19 protein-coding genes are annotated in these 19,896 nt (G+C 55.9%); 12 read left to right on the top strand and 7 right to left on the bottom strand.

The window, feature by feature from the left end; translation table 11 throughout:
• The first annotated feature begins 112 nt into the window (after positions 1–112).
• From BC440_RS19910 to BC440_RS23685, 5 genes are all read left to right on the top strand, one after another.
• Positions 113–2,809 carry a chemotaxis protein CheW gene (locus tag BC440_RS19910; protein ID WP_071241103.1) on the top strand — a complete coding sequence of 899 codons (2,697 nt, stop codon included), beginning with the start codon at positions 113–115 and terminating at the stop codon, positions 2,807–2,809.
• Positions 2,810–2,825: 16 nt separating this feature from the next.
• Positions 2,826–3,332, top strand: a complete 507-nt coding sequence (locus BC440_RS19905; protein WP_007091316.1) for a chemotaxis protein CheW — start codon at positions 2,826–2,828, stop codon at positions 3,330–3,332.
• An 84-nt stretch (positions 3,333–3,416) separates the two neighbouring features.
• A complete protein-coding gene (locus BC440_RS19900; protein ID WP_007091317.1) occupies positions 3,417–3,782 on the top strand; it encodes a response regulator in 366 nt (121 codons plus the stop codon).
• A gap of 70 nt (positions 3,783–3,852) precedes the next feature.
• The gene (locus BC440_RS19895; protein WP_007091318.1) at positions 3,853–5,574 is read left to right on the top strand and encodes a chemotaxis protein CheB; all 1,722 of its coding nucleotides are present in this window, start codon (positions 3,853–3,855) and stop codon (positions 5,572–5,574) included.
• 6 nt (positions 5,575–5,580) lie between these two features.
• Positions 5,581–6,906 carry a protein-glutamate O-methyltransferase CheR gene (locus tag BC440_RS23685; RefSeq protein ID WP_071241102.1) on the top strand — a complete coding sequence of 442 codons (1,326 nt, stop codon included), beginning with the start codon at positions 5,581–5,583 and terminating at the stop codon, positions 6,904–6,906.
• Positions 6,907–7,019: 113 nt separating this feature from the next.
• On the opposite strand, the gene BC440_RS19885 is transcribed toward BC440_RS23685, so the two are convergent.
• Entirely contained in the window at positions 7,020–7,718 is a 699-nt protein-coding gene (locus BC440_RS19885; RefSeq protein ID WP_007091320.1) for a response regulator transcription factor CtrA, read from the bottom strand.
• Between the two features lie 401 nt (positions 7,719–8,119).
• Between BC440_RS19885 and fliI the strand changes: the two genes are divergently transcribed.
• Positions 8,120–9,619 carry a flagellar protein export ATPase FliI gene (gene fliI, locus BC440_RS19880; RefSeq protein WP_071241101.1) on the top strand — a complete coding sequence of 500 codons (1,500 nt, stop codon included), beginning with the start codon at positions 8,120–8,122 and terminating at the stop codon, positions 9,617–9,619.
• Between the two features lie 52 nt (positions 9,620–9,671).
• A complete protein-coding gene (locus tag BC440_RS19875; RefSeq protein WP_037989518.1) occupies positions 9,672–10,100 on the top strand; it encodes a flagellar FliJ family protein in 429 nt (142 codons plus the stop codon).
• A 6-nt stretch (positions 10,101–10,106) separates the two neighbouring features.
• Here the strand turns inward: BC440_RS19875 and BC440_RS19870 are convergent, their stop codons facing one another.
• Positions 10,107–10,586, bottom strand: a complete 480-nt coding sequence (locus BC440_RS19870; RefSeq protein ID WP_071241100.1) for a YbaK/EbsC family protein — start codon at positions 10,584–10,586, stop codon at positions 10,107–10,109.
• The gene (locus BC440_RS19865; protein WP_071241099.1) at positions 10,583–11,320 is read right to left on the bottom strand and encodes a TerC family protein; all 738 of its coding nucleotides are present in this window, start codon (positions 11,318–11,320) and stop codon (positions 10,583–10,585) included. Before BC440_RS19865 ends, BC440_RS19870 begins: the two co-directional genes overlap by 4 nt.
• Before the next feature lie 206 nt (positions 11,321–11,526).
• On the opposite strand from BC440_RS19865, the gene BC440_RS19860 reads away from it, so the two are divergent.
• The 4 genes from BC440_RS19860 to BC440_RS19845 all read left to right on the top strand — a co-directional run bounded on the left by BC440_RS19860 (position 11,527) and on the right by BC440_RS19845 (position 15,835).
• A complete protein-coding gene (locus tag BC440_RS19860) occupies positions 11,527–12,756 on the top strand; it encodes an ABC transporter substrate-binding protein (protein ID WP_071241098.1) in 1,230 nt (409 codons plus the stop codon).
• Positions 12,757–12,762: 6 nt separating this feature from the next.
• On the top strand, positions 12,763–14,448 hold the full coding sequence (locus BC440_RS19855) for an ABC transporter permease subunit (RefSeq protein ID WP_071241097.1): 1,686 nt from the start codon (positions 12,763–12,765) through the stop codon (positions 14,446–14,448).
• Positions 14,449–14,455: 7 nt separating this feature from the next.
• A complete protein-coding gene (locus BC440_RS19850; protein WP_083379451.1) occupies positions 14,456–15,145 on the top strand; it encodes an ATP-binding cassette domain-containing protein in 690 nt (229 codons plus the stop codon).
• 135 nt (positions 15,146–15,280) lie between these two features.
• Positions 15,281–15,835 (top strand): 2OG-Fe(II) oxygenase, encoded by a 555-nt coding sequence (locus tag BC440_RS19845; protein ID WP_071241096.1) that lies wholly within the window; start codon positions 15,281–15,283, stop codon positions 15,833–15,835.
• A gap of 47 nt (positions 15,836–15,882) precedes the next feature.
• Here BC440_RS19845 and BC440_RS19840 read toward each other — a convergent pair whose 3' ends face one another.
• Positions 15,883–16,401 (bottom strand): Lrp/AsnC family transcriptional regulator, encoded by a 519-nt coding sequence (locus tag BC440_RS19840; RefSeq protein ID WP_071241095.1) that lies wholly within the window; start codon positions 16,399–16,401, stop codon positions 15,883–15,885.
• 86 nt (positions 16,402–16,487) lie between these two features.
• Between BC440_RS19840 and BC440_RS19835 the strand changes: the two genes are divergently transcribed.
• Positions 16,488–16,874 (top strand): RidA family protein, encoded by a 387-nt coding sequence (locus BC440_RS19835; RefSeq protein ID WP_007091330.1) that lies wholly within the window; start codon positions 16,488–16,490, stop codon positions 16,872–16,874.
• A gap of 8 nt (positions 16,875–16,882) precedes the next feature.
• Here the strand turns inward: BC440_RS19835 and BC440_RS19830 are convergent, their stop codons facing one another.
• The 3 genes from BC440_RS19830 to BC440_RS19820 all read right to left on the bottom strand — a co-directional run bounded on the left by BC440_RS19830 (position 16,883) and on the right by BC440_RS19820 (position 19,786).
• On the bottom strand, positions 16,883–17,284 hold the full coding sequence (locus BC440_RS19830) for a hypothetical protein (RefSeq protein ID WP_007091331.1): 402 nt from the start codon (positions 17,282–17,284) through the stop codon (positions 16,883–16,885).
• Positions 17,285–17,382: 98 nt separating this feature from the next.
• Entirely contained in the window at positions 17,383–18,993 is a 1,611-nt protein-coding gene (locus tag BC440_RS19825; protein WP_071241094.1) for a hypothetical protein, read from the bottom strand.
• 4 nt (positions 18,994–18,997) lie between these two features.
• Complete coding sequence (locus BC440_RS19820; RefSeq protein ID WP_037989531.1) at positions 18,998–19,786, bottom strand: MinD/ParA family protein; 789 nt, start codon at positions 19,784–19,786, stop codon at positions 18,998–19,000.
• Positions 19,787–19,896 lie beyond the last annotated feature (110 nt).

Genomic DNA, 19,896 nt, shown 5'->3' with positions numbered 1-19,896 from the left:
TGCTAGGTTCTACGTAAGTAACGGATTGAACGTGTGTTTCGCGCACTGGTCGTGGGGATGGGCGTTCCGGTTCCGGCAAACAGTATGATTGTCGGAGATGTGGAGGGGGTTTATGGACGATCTTTTAAGTGAATTTCTGACAGAGACTTCGGAGAGCCTTTCGACGCTTGACGTCGAGCTGGTCAAACTGGAGCAGAATCCGAACGATCCGGATATTCTGTCGAATATTTTCCGCCTGGTGCATACCATCAAGGGGACATGCGGATTTCTTGGGTTGCCGCGACTGGAAGCAGTTGCGCATGCCGGTGAAAACGTGCTTGGCAAGATCCGTGATGGCGAACTGGTTGTAACACCGGATGCGGTGACGCTTGTTCTTGAATCCATTGATACGATCAAATATCTGCTGAGCGAGCTTGAGCAGAATGAAACCGAACCGGATGGCAACGATGCAGATCTGATCGCGCGTCTTAACCTTTTTGCCGATACCGGTACGATTATGGGCGGAAGCGCCGCACCGGCAGCCGCCGCCCCGGTCGAGGAAGAAGTCGCCGAAGAAGTGCCGATGACCGATGATGAGCGGTTGCAGGCAATTTTCGATGCAACCGAAGTCGACCCGGATATTCAGGAGCCGGAACCTGCTCCTGCGCCCAAGAAACCCGCACCGGCAGCCGCCCCGCCCGCAGCAGCAAAGTCGCAGGCAGTTGCCCCGGCCAAGGCCGCTGCGTCCGAGGGGCCAAAGGCCGAAGCGCAGCGTGGCGAGGCCAAGGAAAGTTCTGTCGCGGCTCAGACGATCCGTGTGAACGTCGAGCTGCTTGAAAACCTTATGACCTTGGTTTCCGAGCTTGTTCTGACCCGTAACCAGCTGTTGCAGATGGTTCGCGGCAAGGATGACAGCGAATTTACCGTTCCCTTGCAGCGCCTGTCGCACATCACTACCGACCTTCAGGAAGGTGTGATGAAAACGCGTATGCAGCCGATTGGCAACGCTTGGGCGAAACTGCCGCGTATTGTTCGCGACCTTGCGCTTGAGATGAACAAGAAAATCGATCTGCAGATGATCGGTGCCGATACGGAACTTGACCGTCAGGTGCTTGAACTCATCAAGGATCCGCTGACCCACATGGTCCGTAACTCTGCCGACCATGGTCTTGAAGATATTCCGGGGCGTCGTGAAGCTGGCAAGCCGGAAACCGGTACGGTTACGCTGAATGCCTATCACGAAGGCGGCCACATCATCATCGAGATTTCCGACGATGGCCGCGGTCTCAATATTGAACGGATCAAGGCCAAGGCGATTGCCAATGGTCTTGCAACCGAAAGCGATCTTGACGGCATGGCGGATTCGCAAATCCACCAGTTCATCTTCAAGGCCGGTTTCTCGACCGCCGAAAAGGTGACCTCGGTTTCGGGGCGTGGTGTCGGCATGGACGTGGTCCGTACCAACATCGAAAAAATCGGTGGTACGGTTGAACTGAAATCGGTCGAAGGCCGTGGTTCGACCTTTATCATCAAAATCCCGCTCACCCTTGCCATCGTTTCGGCACTGATCGTTGAAAGTGGCGGCGAACGTTTCGCCATTCCGCAGATCAGCGTTCTGGAATTGGTCCGGGCTTCAAGCAATTCCGATCATTCGATCGAACGCATCCACGATACGCCTGTCCTGCGTCTGCGCAACCGTCTGCTGCCGCTTGTCACGCTCAAGAAAATTCTTGGTCTTGATGACGGCGAAACAACGGTCGATGACGTGGATGAAGAAGCCTTCATCGTCGTCACCCAGGTTGGGACCTATTCCTTCGGTATCATCGTTGACCGAGTGTTCGACACCGAGGAAATCGTGGTTAAACCGGTCGCACCGATCCTGCGTGACCTGTCTCTGTTCTCGGGGAACACCATCCTTGGTGACGGTAGCGTGATCATGATCCTGGATCCGAACGGCATTGCGACCCGCACCGGCGAAATCACCGTTGGTGGTTCGCAGGGTGTCGAAAGCAAGGCGCGCTCCGATACCGGTGATCGCGAAACGACGTCCATGCTGGTCTTCCGGGCTGGCGGTGCAGAAGTTCGTGCCGTACCGCTGGCACTGGTTGCCCGCCTCGAAGAAATCGATGTCGAAAACATCGAATATTCGAACGGTCGTCCGCTGGTTCAGTATCGTGGTAAGCTGATGCCGCTGGTCTTCATTGATGGTTCCTATCAGATGAAAGCCGAAGGCCGTCAGCCGACCCTGGTCTTCCAGGATCGCGAACGGACCATGGGCCTTGTGGTTGACGAAATTGTCGATATCGTCGATGACGTCCTTAATGTCGAACTGACAGCCGATCAGGATGGTCTGGTCGGGTCTGCGGTGATCGACGGCAAGGCAACCGATCTGATTGATGCTGGCTACTATCTTGAACTGGCGTTCTCGGACTGGTTTGGTCATGAGGATACCGGCGGCGAGAAAAAACGTGTGCTTCTGGTCGATGACAGCCCGTTCTTCCGTAACCTTCTCACACCGATGCTGTCGGTGTCCGGTTTCCGTGTCATTGCGGTCGAGAATGCCGAGCAGGCGCTTGATCTTAAAAATCGCGGTGAAATGTTCGACGCGATCATCAGTGATATCGAAATGCCGGGCATGAACGGCTTCGAATTTGCCGAAAGCCTGCAGAATGATGAACATTGGGGGGATACCCCGATCATCGCGCTGTCCTCGCACACCAGCGAGGAAGACTTCGAACGGGGTCGTCAGGTTGGCTTTAGCGACTATGTCGCGAAATTCGATCGAGATGCGCTGGTATCAACGCTGATCCAGACGCTGAGCGCAGTGTAAATCGGGGAAAAGTCCAATGAGCGATAAAAAGGCACTCGTCCCGAGCAAAGAACAGAGCACGGCCCTTGACCTTGGCGGGGCGACGAAGGATTTCGTTACCGCCTATATCGGCAAGCAGTTGTTCGGTATTCCGGTTCTGACGGTTCAGGATGTTCTTGGTCCGCAGCGCATCACGCGCATTCCGCTGGCTCCGCCCGAAGTGGCAGGGTCGCTGAACCTGCGTGGGCGCATTGTCACGGCGATTGATGTTCGCAAACGTCTGGGTCTTCGTGAACGCGAAGACGACGTGCCGGGCATGAGCATAGTGGTCGATCAGGGTGGTGAACTATACAGCCTGATGGTCGATCAGGTCGGAGAAGTTCTGAGCGTTCCGCAAAAAGCGTTCGAGCAGAACCCTGCGACGCTCGATCCGCGCTGGCGCGAATTTTCCGATGGCATTTTCCGGCTCGACAAGAAGCTTCTTGTCATTCTGGATGTGACCCGTCTGCTTGATTTCACGGTTTCTGTGAAACAGGCTGGCTAGCTATGTTAGTCTGTACCGGGTGCAAAATGCATCCGGTACAATGCCGGTTTTGGCTTAACGATCTAATTTGCGAGAAGGAAGTCGATGAAGAGTTGTCTCGTCGTCGATGATTCGAAAGTCATCAGAATGGTGGCACGCCGTATCCTGGAAGAAATAGGATTTGCGGTCATTGAGGCTGTGGATGGGCAGGAGGCAATTGATCGATGCCTTGAAGCCATGCCAGACGCGGTGTTGCTTGATTGGAACATGCCGGTGAAAAGCGGGATTGATTTCCTGCGGGAACTGCGCGCAGCCCCTGGTGGTGATGAGCCCGTTGTCGTGTTCTGCACTACAGAAAACGATCTCGAGCATATCCAGGAGGCCATTACGGCCGGTGCGAACGAGTACATCATGAAACCGTTCGACAGCGAGATCATCCAGGCAAAATTTGAGCAGGTGGGTCTGATTTAAGGTTCCTGTCAGCGTCGCTGTGCATTTGCCTTGGTTTTTGGTCCGGTTGCTCTAACGGGAACGTCGGTACGTGGAAGACACGCCAATTCATCCACCCTATAAAGTCCTGATTGTCGACGATTCCGCAATCGTGCGTGGTCTGGTAACCCGCATGTTGCAGGAAGACGACGATATCGAGGTCGTCGGTTCTGTTGCCAATGGCGAAGACGCGCTTGGCGTCATGCGTCAGGAGATCGGAATCGAAGCGGTCGTTCTCGACATTGAAATGCCGGTCATGGATGGTCTGACGGCATTACCCAAGCTGCTTGAAATCGATCCGACGGTTCGCGTGATCATGGCATCGACCCTGACCAAGCGAAACGCCGATATCAGTTTTCAGGCCATGACACTGGGTGCTGTGGACTACATTCCCAAACCGTCTTCGGCCAAGGACCTTAATGTTGGCGAAGGCTTCCGGGCCGAGTTGCTCGACAAGGTCAAGGCCTGGGCTGAACAGCGTCGCAAGATGCTGGGGGCGGATCAGGCACGGCTTGAAGAAATCCATGAAGAACAGGTCGTCGTTGACGATGTGGATACCGCCGAACGGCATGAAGAGTTGCCGGAATCTGCTGCACCGGAAGATGACGCCTCCGCAACAGAAAAGCCCGCTGGCGATGCTCCGGCACCGTTCCGGGCCGAACTGTCTGCGGAGCATCAGATATTGCAAAAGCCCGGCCGGGTTCAGCGCAAACGATTCACCGCTGAACTGCGTCCGCGTCCGACGCACCAGCCCGGTCGTCTTGGCCCGATGTCGACCCGCCCGATGCCTCAGCCCCAACATCCTCAGCACGTGCAGCCGGTATCCCCGGCACAGGGGCAGGGCAAAGAAGGCGGGGCCACGACCATTAACCGTGATGCGGCTACACAAACAACCAACATGCCTGCGCGCGATCCGGGTCGTCTGATCCGCGAGGCGGCAATTGCAGCCGGTGATGCCAAGGCGACAGGCGCGAATGTCAAACCGTCAACCCGCCAGACATCGGGCGGTGCTGTTGGTGGTGGGGCAGTGGCGCGAAATGCGCCGGTCAAACAGGCACCACAACGTGCCGCCCCGGCCGCACGCAGCCCAGCCGCCGCGGCGGCAGCGCGCGCCAAGGCGCCGACCGGTGCCGCTGCACCGGCACCTGCAAAACGGGTGATCACGGGCGGACAGATCAGTCTGCTTCCCGAAAAACGGCTTAATGTCGAAGCGATTGCCATCGGAAGTTCGACCGGTGGTCCGCAGGCCCTGTTCGAGGTTCTGCGTGGTCTTGCCGGAGTGCGTCAGCCGATTTTCATTACCCAGCATATGCCTGCGACTTTTACCACGATCCTTGCCGAACACATCACCCGCCTGACCGGGCTTAAATGTCAGGAAGGCCAGACGGGCATGCAAATTCAGGGCGGACAGGTTTACCTTGCCCCCGGGGATTACCACATGGTGATAGAGGGCCGTGGCAACAGCAGGAAAATTGTTCTGAACCAGAACCCGCCAGAAAACTTCTGTCGTCCGTCGGTTGATCCGATGCTCCGCAGCCTTGTGGAAAGCTACGGTGGTAATATACTCACGGCTATCCTTACAGGTATGGGACAGGATGGTATGCTGGGTGGGCGTGCTGTCGTGGGTGCCGGGGGGATGGTTGTTGCACAGGACGAGCAGACAAGCGTTGTATGGGGAATGCCCGGTGCCGCGGCACATGCAGGCATTTGTTCGGCGGTTCTCCCCGTGGGTGGCATCGCGGCCTATATCAAAAAATTTGCAGGGGGTCGTTAAGCCGAGATGATGAGGCCGGAAGACTTCGATTTCGTCAGCAGACTTATAAAGTCAAAATCCGGGCTCGTTCTGAGCCAGGATAAGACATATCTGCTCGAAAGCCGGCTGATGCCGATTGCACGCAAGCGCGGGCTTAAGGACCTGACCGAGCTGATCGCGGCATTGCGCGGCGGTGACCGCGTGCTTGTCGAGGAAGTCGTCGATGCGATGACAACCAATGAAAGTTTCTTCTTCCGCGATACCAAGCCGTTTGACCAGTTCCGGCATGTCGTTCTGCCGCACATGATCAAGGAGCGCGCGTCAAAGCGCCATCTGCGCATCTGGTGTGCGGCGGCATCTTCGGGGCAGGAACCCTATTCGCTGGCGATGATCCTTGAAGATTTCAAATCCCAGCTTTCCGGCTGGCGGGTTGAAATTATCGGAACCGACATTTCGCGCGAAATCCTGACCAAGGCGCGTGCTGGTTTGTATTCCCAGTTTGAAGTTCAAAGGGGGCTTCCGATCCAGCTTCTGGTCAAATATTTCCAGAAGAAAGAAGACCAGTGGCAAATCTCGCAGGAAATCCGCTCCAAGGTTCAATACAAGGAATTCAACCTGCTTGAGGATTTCCGGCCGCTGGGTCAGTTCGATATCGTCTATTGCCGCAACGTTCTGATTTATTTTGATCAGCCAACCAAGACAGATGTGCTGGCGCGTATATCGGCATTGATGCCCGATGATGGCTTCCTGTTCCTTGGCGGGGCGGAAACGGTTCTTGGGATTTCCGACAAGTTCAAACCGCTTGCGCGTCAACGCGGCATCTATCAGTTGAACCGTCCGGGGGCACCGGATGTCGATGTTTCAGCACTTGAGAAAATTCAGGCGGGTGCCAGTGCGGCGGCTGGGGCGGCGAGTGGTACCGCGACAGGCGGTTTTGCGTTTCCCAAGCCGAAACATATGCAAACTGCCACTGGTGGTGCGACCGCCAGTGCAGGTGCCGGAGCCACAACCCCGCCACGTCCCGGGCTTTCGACCGGAACCACGGCACGCCCCACGACCCCAACGGGCACCGGCACAGCAACCCGTCCGTCAACAACGGGAACAACCGGTACTTCCGGCAGCACATATTCACGTCCTTCAACCGGCACTACCGGGACGGCAGGATCAACTGGGACGGCTGGATCGACATATCGCCGTCCCCTGGGCACAACAGGCACCGCCGGTTCAAGCGGCACGGGCAGCAGTCCGCCCGCAAGGCCTTCAACCGGAACCGGAAGCACGGGCAGCGGAACAACCCGCCCGTCCACGACCTTTGATCGGTCGCGCTTTGGCAAGCCGGAAGACAAGAAATAGAAATCAGGATGGTTGCCGTGTAACGCGCACCCGCCAAAAGCAAAACGCCCCGACGATCCATCGGGGCGTTTTTGACTTCGTGCGCAGCGGAACGCGATAAAGTTGCGTTGCGTTCAGGCGGCAGCACTACTGTTTACATCCGGATCGCGCAGGACATAGCCCCGGCCCCAGACTGTATGGATGTAATTGTCGCCCTTGGTGGCGGACTGGATTTTCTTGCGCAGCTTGCAGACGAAAACGTCGATGATCTTGAGCTCCGGCTCGTCCATACCGCCATAGAGATGGTTCAGGAACATTTCCTTGGTCAATGTCGTGCCCTTGCGCAGCGACAGCAATTCAAGGATGCCATATTCCTTGCCGGTCAGATGCAGCGGTGATCCATCAACATCAACCGTGCGTGCATCAAGGTTCACATTCAGTCTGCCGGTGGCAATCATCGATTGTGCGTGGCCGCGCGACCGGCGAACGATCGCCTGAATGCGTGCCAGCAGTTCAACCTTGTCAAACGGCTTGGTCAGATAGTCATCCGCGCCAAAACCAAGGCCTTTGACCTTGTCTTCGGTTTCGGTCAACCCCGACAGGATAAGCACCGGGGTTTCAACGCGTGCGTCGCGCAAACGTCTGAGAACTTCATAGCCGTCGATGTCCGGCAGCATGAGATCCAGAAGAATAATATCGTAGTCATACAATTTACCGATCTCGAGGCCATCTTCCCCAAGATCCGTGGTGTCGACAACCATGCCCTCCGATTTCAGCATCAACTCGATGCTGTCAGCAGTGGCGTTGTCATCTTCGACAAGCAGCACCCGCATGTTCCGCTCCGTTACCGTGTTCCGCAAAAAATCCGTGTTAATCCGGCTAATTTCGACAAGCGCCCCAACGATTGCCGTGTGGAATTTTATTCCATTCCGTTAACGATACGTTGCTTTGCGACTCGTGGCAAGCAGGCGAGTCGCATGTTGTTAACTTTTTTTCATCGATAAAGGCAGATGGTGCGGGGAATGTGAAGTTTCCCAACGGTTTGCGCCGTTAACGACCATGATTGCCGATACCGGATTTTTAATGGTAATTCCGCATATACGGGTTTTTAATACCGTTTATGCCACTTATATCTGGTGCGACGCGGTCGAATTTGCCACCCTTTGACATGGGACTGCGATAAAATTCCTGATCGCATCACATATCGGAACCCATCAAACAGAAAAGCGCAAACGTGTTCCAGATTGGCCGAAATATTGTCGCCGAACTTCGCCGCATTCCGGATTACCGGACTGTCGGGCGGGTAACGGCTGTTCTTGGCCTGCTGGTTGAAATTGGCGGGGTCGAAGGGGCGCTTTCGGTGGGGGATCGTTGCAAGGTCAAACGCCGTGATGGTGTGGCCGTAATTTGCGAAGTTGTCGGTTTCCGGAATGAACGAGCACTTTTGATGCCGTTCGGGATGCTTGATGGCATCGGGATTGGCTGTGAAGTCGAACTGGCCGACACCCAACCACAGGTCTATCCCGATGAAAGCTGGCTGGGGCGTGTGGTCAATGCGTTCGGCCAGCCGGTCGATGGCAAGGGCCCGCTTACCGAAGGACCGACACCATACCCGATCCGCAATGCACCGCCATCGGCCCATTCGCGCCAGCGTGTGGCGGGGAAGATTGATCTGGGTGTGCGGGCGATGAATACCTTTCTCACCTGCTGCCGGGGGCAGCGTATGGGCATCTTTGCCGGGTCCGGGGTTGGTAAATCCAGTTTGCTGTCGATGATGACCCGCCATACGACATCCGATGTTTCGGTTGTCGGCCTGATCGGTGAACGTGGCCGCGAAGCCCGCGAATTCATCGAAGACGATCTGGGCGAAGAAGGCCTTCGCAGGTCTGTTGTCGTGGTTGCCACTTCGGACGAGCCGCCACTGATGCGACGTCAGGCTGCCTATATGACCATGGCGCTGTCCGAATTCTTCCGCGATACCGGGCGTGACGTGCTGTGCATGATGGATTCTGTGACCCGTTTTGCCATGGCGCAACGCGAAATCAGCCTTTCGGTCGGCGAACCACCCGCGTCAAAGGGCTATACCCCGACGGTGTTTGCCGAATTGCCGCGCCTTCTGGAACGTGCCGGGCCGGGCGGGCCGGGGCAGGGATCGGTGACCGGCCTGTTTACCGTTCTGGTCGACGGGGATGATCATAACGAACCGATTTCCGATGCGGTGCGTGGTATTCTTGATGGCCACGTCGTGCTGGACCGCGCAATCGCCGAACAGGGTCGGTATCCGGCGATCAATATCCTGCGCAGTGTTTCGCGTACCATGCCCGGATGTAATAGCGAGTATGAAAACCAGATCGTTTCGCGCGCCCGTCAGCTGCTGGCAACCTATGAAGACATGGCGGAACTGATCCGTCTGGGGGCCTATCGTCTGGGAACGGATCCCAAGGTGGACGAAGCCATTCATTACTTCCCGCTGATCGAGGAATTCCTCAAACAGCGTAAAACCGAATGTACCCGGCTGGCCGATGGTTATGCAGAATTGGCACGTCGTCTTGATCTGACACCCGCCCAACAGGAAGTCCCGGATGCAGGTGGCCAACCGGCAGCCAACCCGCAGGGCGCAACCGTTATGGAACGCAACCGGCTTCGCCCGCAGGTCAATAGCCGTTCAACCGCGACGAATGCGGGTAATGATCTGAATGCGGCCAAACGTGCGCTTCGCCGCGATCAGCAGTAATCACATGATCATGCTGATGCCGCATCCGCCATATTTCAGGTAACTGACCGCGATGGCCAAGGATTTCAAAACACTGATCCGTATGCGCAAATGGGCGCTGGATGATAAACGCCGCGAACTTGGCGAAATGCAGGGCATACTGACCAATCTTCTGGCGGAAAAGGATGCGCTTGAAAAGGCCGTGATAGCCGAGCAGAAGGTTGCCGCCGAAAACCCCGAACTGGCCGGTTTTGCCTATGGCCCCTTTGCCAGTGCCGTCGTGTTCGAGCGCGAAGCACTGGTAAAGCGGATCGCAGAACAGGAAGCCAAAATCGACGCGTTCCGCGATGAGGTCGCGGATGCGTTCAAGGCCGTCAAGACCGCGGAAATCGCCGAACGCAACCGTGTCGAAGCAGAACGCGCCGAAGAAGATCGCAAGGAACAGGCCGAACTTGATGAAATCGGTGCACGTTCGGCAACGCGTGATGACGGTCTGATCTAAGCCTGATCAGGCTGAAATATCCACACCCGTGTCAACACCCGTCACCGCGCGAAGTTCATCTGGCATCAGGGAAAACACGGTTTTGGGTGTGCCCGCGGCCAGCCAGATTATCTTTTTCGCAAGCAGCTTTTCATCAATCATGGTCTCGACCGGGCCGACATGTCCAAAGGGCGGAACACCGCCGATGGCGTAACCGGTATGGGTACGGACTTCGTTGGCATCTGCCTTGCGGATATCAAGGCCAAGCAGATGGGCAACCTTGGTTTCATCTACCCGGTCGGCACCGTTCATGATGATCAGTACCGGTTTGTTGCCTTCGGTCATGAAAACCAGTGATTTGCCGATATCACTGACATCGCAACCAATAGCCGCCGCGGCATCCGCGGCCGACCGTGTGCCATCAGGGAATTCGAGAACCTTGACATGGCCAAGGTGGTGATTGTTGAAGGCGTTCTGCAGGCACGAGGGCGGTGAAACCTGTTTCATTTGGCTGCTCCCAGCTCTTTGGCTTTGCGTTTACGTTTCTGATTGATCAGATTGAGCGTCTCGACACCCAGGCTGAATGCCATGGCGAAGTAAATGTAACCTTTTGGAACATGGATTTCGACACCGTCAAGCAGCAGCACAAACCCCACCAGAATCAGGAAGGCCAGCGCCAGAATTTTGACCGACGGGTGCTTTTCGACAAAATCGCTGATGGTGCCGGCTGCTGCCAGCATGACGAGAACCGACAGGACAACCGCGATCATCATGATCGAAAGATGATCAACCAGTCCAACCGCCGTAATCACGCTGTCGAGCGAGAATATCATATCAAGCAGCATGATCTGGGTGATGGTCATCGCAAAACTCGACATGATCTTGCCGGGGCCGTGTTCTTCGGGTTCGTCAATTGTATGGTGAATTTCCTTGGACGCCTTGGCGATCAGGAACAGGCCACCGATAATCAGAATAAGGTCACGTCCGCTGACTTCCTGCCCGAAGGCGGCAAACAGCGGGGCGGTCAATTCCATCACCCAGGCGATACAGGCCAGAAGCACAAGCCGCATGCCCATCGCCCCGATAAGGCCGATGCGGCGAGCCGATTTCTGTTGATTTTTCGGGAGTTTGGAAACAATCACCGACAAGAAAACGATGTTATCGATGCCCAGTACGATCTCAAGCGCGGTCAAAGTCGCAAGCCCCATCCACATATGCGGATCTGTGACCCATTCAAACATGATCTTTTCGTTCCTATGTCACGGGTGCCAAAACCATCGGCAGAGATTAAGCCCAGACACCTGCCATCTAACGCAAGCGTGAATTGATTTTAGACTGCCAAGATTGGAAAAATGATGGCAACAAAAACAGACAGGTATCGCCGATGGTGCCAGATTGCTTCAATCAGGTAGTATTGACCGGCCCTTCAGCAACAAGGATTTCCAGTATGCGCGCTTTTTTCGCCGGTCTGAGCATCGTCACAGGCCTTGCAATGGCCATGGTATCGATGCCCGCAAAAGCCGACCCGGCCCCCGATATCGGCAATTGGCAGTCCGTTCTTGATCAGGCGCGCGGCCAGACCGTGTATTTTCATGCCTGGGGTGGGGAGCCGCGCATCAATGATTATATCGCGTGGGCGGGTGCCCAGGTGCAGGAGCGATACGGTGTGAATGTGGTACAGGTGAAACTTTCCGACACGGCCGATGCAGTGGCAAAGGTGTTGTCGGAAAAGACGGCTGGCGTCGATGATGGCGGGGCGGTCGATATGATCTGGCTGAATGGTGAAAACTTTGCCGCCATGAAACGCAATGACCTTCTGTTTGGGCCGTGGGCCGAACAGACGCCGAATTTTGCCTATGTCGATGTCGAAGGCAAGCCAACCGTAATCAACGATTTCACGGTTCCGACCATGGGCTTTGAAGCGCCGTGGGGTATGGCGCAGGTCAGCTTCTATTATGACACCGCACGCCTTGATAGCGTACCGAAGTCAGCCCAAGCCTTGCTTGAATGGCTGGTCAAACATCCGGGACGCTTCACCTATCCCCAGCCGCCGAATTATATGGGCTCGACCTTTCTGAAACAAATCCTGACCGAGCTGGTTGAGGATCCGAAAGTTCTGCAACAGCCCGCCAATGAAACGGACGCCAAAAAGGTTCTGGCACCTCTTTGGGGATATCTCGAAGACTTGCAACCGCTATTGTGGCGCAACGGGCAGGCCTATCCGCAAAATGGTGCCTCGCTACGTACGATGATGGCCGATAACCAGATCGATATCGCGTTTTCGTTTAGCTCGGGCGAAGTCTCATCGGCAATCGAGGCGATGGAACTGCCCGATACAGTGCGATCCTATGTGTTTGACAAGGGTACGCTTGGCAACACCAACTTCGTTGCCATCCCCTATAACGCATCGGCCAAGGCCGGGGCGGTCGTGCTGGCCGATTTCCTGATGTCACCCGAAGCCCAACTGCGCAAACAGGACCCGCAATACTGGGGAGCTGATACGGTACTGGCGATGGATAAATTGCCAGAAGACATGCAAAAGGCCTTTGCCGATCTGGATCTTGGCATTGCGTCTCTGTCGCCTTCCGAACGTGGCACGGTTCTGCCGGAACCGCATCCAAGCTGGATGGAACTGGTTGAAACAGAATGGCAGAAGCGCTACGGCGTGGTGCAATAAGCCCAAATGCTCCGGCTTTTCCCGGCTTTTACCCTTATCCTGATGATCGGCCCGGTCTGTGCCGGGCTGATCGGGACGATATTACCGGCATTCGGGTATCTTCCGGCGCTTGGCGGCGATGTAATATCGATTGATCCTTGGCGGGATTTGATCAATCAGCCGGGGCTTGGCATTTCGATCCGGTTGTCATTGATCAATGGTTTGATCGCAACACTGATCTCGTTTCTGGTTGTCATACTATTTTGCGCCGCATGGCAGGGAACGCGGATTTTTGGTGTGATGCAGCGATTGCTGTCCCCGATCCTCTCAGTGCCACATGCAGCCGCGGCCTTTGGGCTGGCTTTTCTGATTGCACCAACCGGCTGGATCGTTCGGGCGATCGCGCCGCTTGCCGGATGGGAACGTCCACCCGATATTGTGACCTTGCAGGATCCGTTGGGGATTGCCCTGATTGCCGGGCTGGTTGCCAAGGAAATTCCGTTTTTATTGTTGATGACGCTGGCGGCCCTGCCGCAGGCAGATGCCGACCGGACGCGGCAGGTGGCCTTGACACTTGGATATGGTCGCGTGGTTGGCTGGCTTAAAGCCGTTCTGCCACGGGTCTATCCGCAAATCCGTTTGCCGATATTGGCGGTGCTGGCCTATTCGACCTCGGTCGTTGATGTCGCGATGATCCTTGGCCCAACAACACCCGCACCGCTGGCGGTGCGCATTCTTGGTTGGCTATCCGATCCGGACCTGTCGCGTCGTTTTCTGGCCTCTGCCGGGGCCATGTTGCAATTTGTCCTTGTAATGATCGCGATGGCGATCTGGTGGGGAGGGGAAAAGCTTGTGGCGTGGTGGGGGCATGTCTGGGCCGAAGGCGGCATGCGCGGGCGACGCGATGATACCGTTCGAAGCTTTGCCGCCGGGACGGCAATCCTCTCGGCGGCTGCCGTGTTTCTGGGTTTGGCAAGTCTTCTGGTCTGGAGCTTTGCCGGGTACTGGTCCTTTCCGGAGTTTCTGCCGCGCAGTTTCAGTCTGCGTCTTTGGATGCGCGAATATGCCATGTTAGGTGCGGCACTTTGGACCACACTGATGATTGCGGTTCTCTCGGTCGGGGTTGCGATTACCCTGGTTCTGGGATGTCTTGAAAACGAAACCCGACGGTTTCAAAAACCGGGACAGGGGGCGATGTTATTGATTTATCTGCCGCTTTTGATGCCGCAAATCAGCTTCATGTTCGGGCTTCAGGTGTTTTTTACCGGTATCGGGCTGGAACGAACGTTGATTTCCGTGGTGATCGTTCATTTGATCTTTGTGCTGCCCTATATCTTTCTATCGCTTGCCGATCCGTTTCGCGCCCTTGATCCGCGATATTTGCAAACTGCCTTATGCCTTGGTGCATCACCGGCGCGGGTATTCTGGTTGGTGCGCCTACCATTATTGACCCGCGCGGTTCTGACCGCCTTTGCCGTCGGCATTGCGGTCAGTGTCGGGCAGTATCTGCCAACCCTTCTGATCGGTGCGGGGCGGTTTGCCACCGTCACGACCGAGGCGGTGGCACTGGCATCGGGCGGCGACCAGCGGATGATCGGAATTTACGGGCTGTTGCAAATGATCCTGCCCTTTGCCGGTTTTACCCTGGCCCTTCTGATCCCGGCGGTTTTATTCCGCCACCGGCGCGGCATGGAAAACCGAAACAGGATATGATCAGCCGATGAACAGCACACAAACCAATAACAGCACCCTCGCCCCCGCCACTGCCACAGTGCTTGAATTACGCCGGGTTTCCATTCGCCTCAATGGGCGTGTGCTGGTTGATATCGATACCATCATCAAATCGGGCGAGATCGTGACGCTGATGGGGCCGAGCGGCTCGGGAAAATCCAGTCTGCTGGCCTATATTTGCGGAACGTTGTCGGTGGGCGGAACCGCCGGATTTGAGGTCAGCGGGCAGGTTGTCCTGAATGGACGGGGGCTGGATTGTCTGGCACCACAGGATCGCCATGTCGGTATCCTGTTTCAGGATGATCTTCTGTTTCCGCATTTATCGGTTGGCGGCAATCTGGCGTTTGCCCTGCCATCAAGTGTTCAGGGGCGGGTAGAACGCAGAACGCGTATCGAGGACGCGCTGGAAAGTGCGGGGCTTGGTGGTTTTGCCGATGGTGATCCGGCGACGTTATCCGGCGGGCAGCGTGCGCGTGTCGCCCTGATGCGGGTGTTGCTGTCCGAGCCCGGCGCACTTTTGCTCGATGAACCTTTTTCAAAGCTTGATGCCGAGTTACGGGATCAGATCAGGACATTTGTTTTTGAACAGGCACGGTTGCGTGGTTTGCCAACCCTGATGGTGACCCATGATCCCGATGATGGGGCGGCAGCCAGCGGCAGGATCGTAAATCCGGTATAGCATGCACGCGGTTCTTGCATGATTTTCGCGCTGGTCAATCGGTGCGTTTGGTCCTAAGAGAAGCGCACCGCAAAGAATTGTCTTGGGCCCGCAACACGAAATCAAAGGCCCATGCGGCATTGGAGAATGTCGTGAATGTTTCCAGAAGAAATGTATGCGATCGTCCCGGATGCGCTTGATCGTGCAACCTGTGATCGACTGATTGACGGATTTTCGCAAAAACTTGACGATGGCGGCCTTGTTCAGGGCCAGTCGGCAAGCCATATCCGCCGGTCACAGATCACCTGGTTTAACGAGACACAGGAACCGACCGTCATGCGCCGGATCGTTGACATGGTTGCGGATGTAAACCGCAATGTGTTTGATTTTTCTTTGTCGGAATTCGCCGAAGACGCACAGATTGCCTGCTATGCTGGGGATCAGCGCGGTCACTATGACTGGCACAGCGACGTTGGCGCATCCGATATTGCACGCCGTCGCAAACTGACCATGGTGATCCAGCTATCCGAACCCGACCAGTATGAAGGCGGTTTGTTGCAGCTAAACCCGGCGGGGCATGTTTTTGATGCGCCGATGGAACGTGGCACGGCGATCTTTTTCCCGAGCTTCGTTCTGCACCGCGTCGCCCCGACGACAGCGGGCCTGCGTTATTCCCTTACCCAATGGGTGCATGGAACGCCGTTTCGTTAAGGCCACAAAAATAGGCTTTCCCGAAGTTCTTGCATGGCATCCGATTGTTATTCGGGCGGTATTGTTATTTCAGACCAGTCCTGGGTGACTTCTGCCTGTATCGTGCGTTCCAGATATGTAGATAAAACCACATAGCTGCGCGTGGTTTTAACTCCTCGAAGAATATAAAGCTGTGAAAGCAAAACCTCCAGTGCATGGGCGTCTGTAGTGCGCACTTTCAAGATCACGCTGGTATCGCCCGCAACGGAATGAATTTCTTCAACTTCCGGGAAGTTGGCTATTTTCATCATCCGCTCGCTTTTTCCCCAGCCATCGGTATCTACATGTACAAAGGAAACCATAGGTTTGCCGATGGCCGGGCCGTTTAAAATTGCCGACATACGCTCAATGATGCCGTGACGGCGGAGGCGTTTGACCCGTTCATGCACAGCAGGAGCCGATAAGCCGACGATTCTTCCTAGTTCGGCATAGGTTTGTGACGAGTCTTCGACAAGCGCGCCTAATATTCTTCGGTCAAATGTATCGAGCTGCTGCCCCGGTAAATTATTTTGCTGAAGATTATTCATAATTAACCATGTTCCGTAATTTGTCTCTTTTGCCAAATTAAATACTGCATATTCTTCAATTTCTGAACATTAGAAAGGACAAGCAAATGCAGATGCAACAGTGTAACCCGTCAGGGAAAATTTATCCGGCAACATCAGATTATGTTCATGCGATGAAGATTAACGGACTGAACAGTATTTTGTTTGTCAGTGGAACAATGGGGCTTCGTCTTGATGGCGTGCCCGGCGCTGATATCGACGAGCAACTCGTTCTAGTATGGAAAAATATCAAGGCTATTCTCGCCGATGCGGGAATGTCGATTAATAATGTTGTAAGAACGACCAGCTATCTGCGTGATCCTGCTTATACGCATGCCAATCAGGAGGCACGCGTTAAGGCCCTTAACGGTCGTGTTGTTCCAACCACAACAATCGTAGCACAAACATTAAGTGCGGGCTGGTTGGTGGAAATTGAGGTGATCGCCTGTGTGTGAAGTCTGGATCAATACCGTTCCAACCGGTCCAGAAGGCGTGGGTTGTGCCATTTCGGCTGCCGGTCTTCGAGTGCGGCTTCGTGGTGCTGGACGCTGGCATTGTCGGCCTTTTGCTTGTCAAGGCGCAGATTGATCCAGCGCGGAATGATTTCGTTGTTGAAATCTTCCATGAGAAGCACGGCTGCGGTTTCGAAATTATCAAACGGGATACGCGCGATTTCGGCGAAATATTCCGCAAGGCAATCGGGTTTTATGATCAGGCGGTCCGGGACATAACGCAGGGTCATACGGGCCGGAAACACGGTTTCGCATCCGCTCAGTTCGCTTTGCAACGTCACGACATAATCAAGCTGTGCACCGGGATTATGTTCTGTCAGCAACAGGTTTCGACGTTCAAATATTTCCAGCATCAGGCCTACCTGCGTTTATTCGTTTGATAATCAAGATTACCCCCGCCTTTCGGGAACGAAAAGGCTTCTTTTCCGGGGCAGGTGGGGCGAATGGCCGCTTATGCGTCAATCCCGCGATGCCGGTTGACAACTGCTTCGTTGACCGGCGGGGCAATTTCAACAAAGCGCGAGCCATCCTGAAAAATCAGATGCCCCTTGTAGCCGGAGATTTGCAAAGCCTCGCGGAAGATGCCGCGAATATCGTCGCGATTATCAGATTGCAGTGGATTTTCAGTGCGCACGATCAAATCGAACTTGCTGTCTTCGCCTTTGACCAGACCGTCAAGCTGGGTGTGGCCGACTTCGCTGAAAGACAGGTCGAGCAGAAAGCGCGTGCCGGGTTCTTCCCTTTCGCCTTTCTCGTTTTCGTCGTCGCCATGTCGCCATGCCAGACGAACCTGTTCGATGCGTTCCCCCATCTGAAATGGCATCGGCATCACACGCCAGCCATCCGGGCGTTCGTCGGCGGCCATGCCCCGCAATCTGCTGAAATCGCCTTCGAGCTTTTTAAGGATATCGTCGCCGTTCCCGTCAATCGATGACAGGCTGTTGCTGGCGCGATCCCCCAACCAGCCGCGTGCTGTTCCCCCGGGGCCGGTCATGGCGGCAAAAAAGAACATCATCGTGGTGGTCAGTTTCGGTCCGGCCTGCGGAATATTGTTCAACAGAGCCGCTGCCGCGCCCGGATCGTGTTGTGCCAGTGCGGTCACCGCCTGCTGCAAACTGCCCCAGTCTCGTGACAGGGCTGCGTTCTGCCCGCGTGCAATCAATTCTGCCTCTGTCATCGGAGGGGCTTGAGTGCCGCGTCCGGCGGCGGTATTGGCATCGACACTAAACGACAGGGTCGCACCAACCGGGGCTGGAACCGGCAATTTGATGCCGACAACACCGGCAGATATGCGAAGGGCGGTAAAGCCGTTCGGCAACATCCGGGCTTCGGCGCTATCGGGTGGCAGAACCGTCCCGGTCAGCACCAGCGGGGTTGCTGTTCCGGCCGCACCTGTACCGCCTGCGACAACCTGACCTGAGATACCCGCACCCGATGGCGTTCCCAGCGCGCCGCCGGTTGTTATAGCGGGTGTCATGGTGCCCGTTGCATTCATGTTGGCAATCTGGGCGGCCTTGCCGGCACTGACGGCACCCTGACCGACAAAGATAACCTGTGTCTGGCTTCCGGCGGGCAACTGACTGCCATTGGGCAGGGTCAGGCTGCTTGTTGTGATGGCGTTAAAGGCCTGGCCGGGGATCAGAACGTTGCCATTGATCCCGGTGGTCGGCAATCCGCCGCCAGTTCCGGTTGTGCCCGGTGTCAGCGTTTGCGGCAGCACCTGAAGGCGAAGGGCGGCTGCGGGATCGCTGCCCTGCTGCGGCTGTCCCTGGGGCATGATCCGCACCCAAAGAAAGTCCCCCAGATTGGTTGGAAGGGGTGTTGGCAGTTTTATATTAACCTGCCCCAGACTGGTCAGAAGAGTCAGTTCATTACCCGAACGCGACTGAACAGACGCCTGAAGCAGGCTTTCGACCGGCAGTTTTGCAATGGCATTGGCGACCTGCTGGGCAGCACTGACCTGAGAAGGCGGCTGTGGACTACCCGATGCCCCGCCGGCCGTCGCACCGCCCTGACCGCCAACGGCAGTGCCTGGTGTTACGGCTTGTGGCGGGAGAGTCATGGCGTCAGCCCTCCAGCAGCTTTTGCGTGATCGCTTCCATATCGTGGGCGGCATCGCAATTGGGATGGCGCATCAGAAGCGGGGTCTGTGACCGAATGCATTCGGAAACACGCGGATCGGCACGTACAACACCCAGAAGTGGCGGGCTGATTTTCAGGAAACCTTCGCAGGCTTTAAGAAGCTTGTTGTAGATCGCCTCGCCTTCCTTGCGGTCCTTGGCCATATTCACCACCACCCGGATATCGGTTTTGGGTCGCGCCATATGTGTGACCTTGATAAAGGCATAGGCATCGGTCAGCGATGTCGGATCACCGTTGGTGATGACAATCACCGTATTGGCAAGGCTGGTCATCTGACGCACACCCTGATCAACACCCGCGCCAAGGTCGATCAGGACCTTGTCGTAACTTTTACCGGTCTGGATCAAATCATCGGATAGGGCCTGAAGACGGGTCACGGGCAGATTGGCAAGACTGCCCGATCCGCTGCGCCCGGCAATGATGTCAAAGCCGCCATCGGGGAAGGGGGTTACGGCATCGCGCAAACCGATCCGTCCGGAAATCACCCCGCCCAGATCATGTTTGGGCATCAGGCCAAGCTGGATGTCGATGTTGGCAAGGCCAAGATCACCATCAAACAACAGGGCTTTTTTGCCTTCGCGCACCAGCGAATGGGTCAGGGTAATGGCAAACCAGGTCTTGCCCACGCCCCCCTTGCCAGATGCGATGGCAAGGACGTTGCGGCCTTTGGCGCGCGGAGCAGTTTTGGATACTTCATCAGACTTGGCAGTCATTTCACGACCTCGGAGAAACTCGGTTTCGCGTTCTCGGCGCGATGGGACGGTATCAGAAGTTTGGCCAGGGCGACGGGGCTTATTGCGGTTAGACCGTCTGCGACCTGGGC

The organism is Thalassospira sp. MIT1004, from assembly GCF_001858545.1.
GTDB classification, from domain to species: domain Bacteria; phylum Pseudomonadota; class Alphaproteobacteria; order Rhodospirillales; family Thalassospiraceae; genus Thalassospira; species Thalassospira xiamenensis.
Note: the sequence above shows the minus strand (reverse complement) of the source record. Positions and strands in the feature narration are given on the sequence as shown.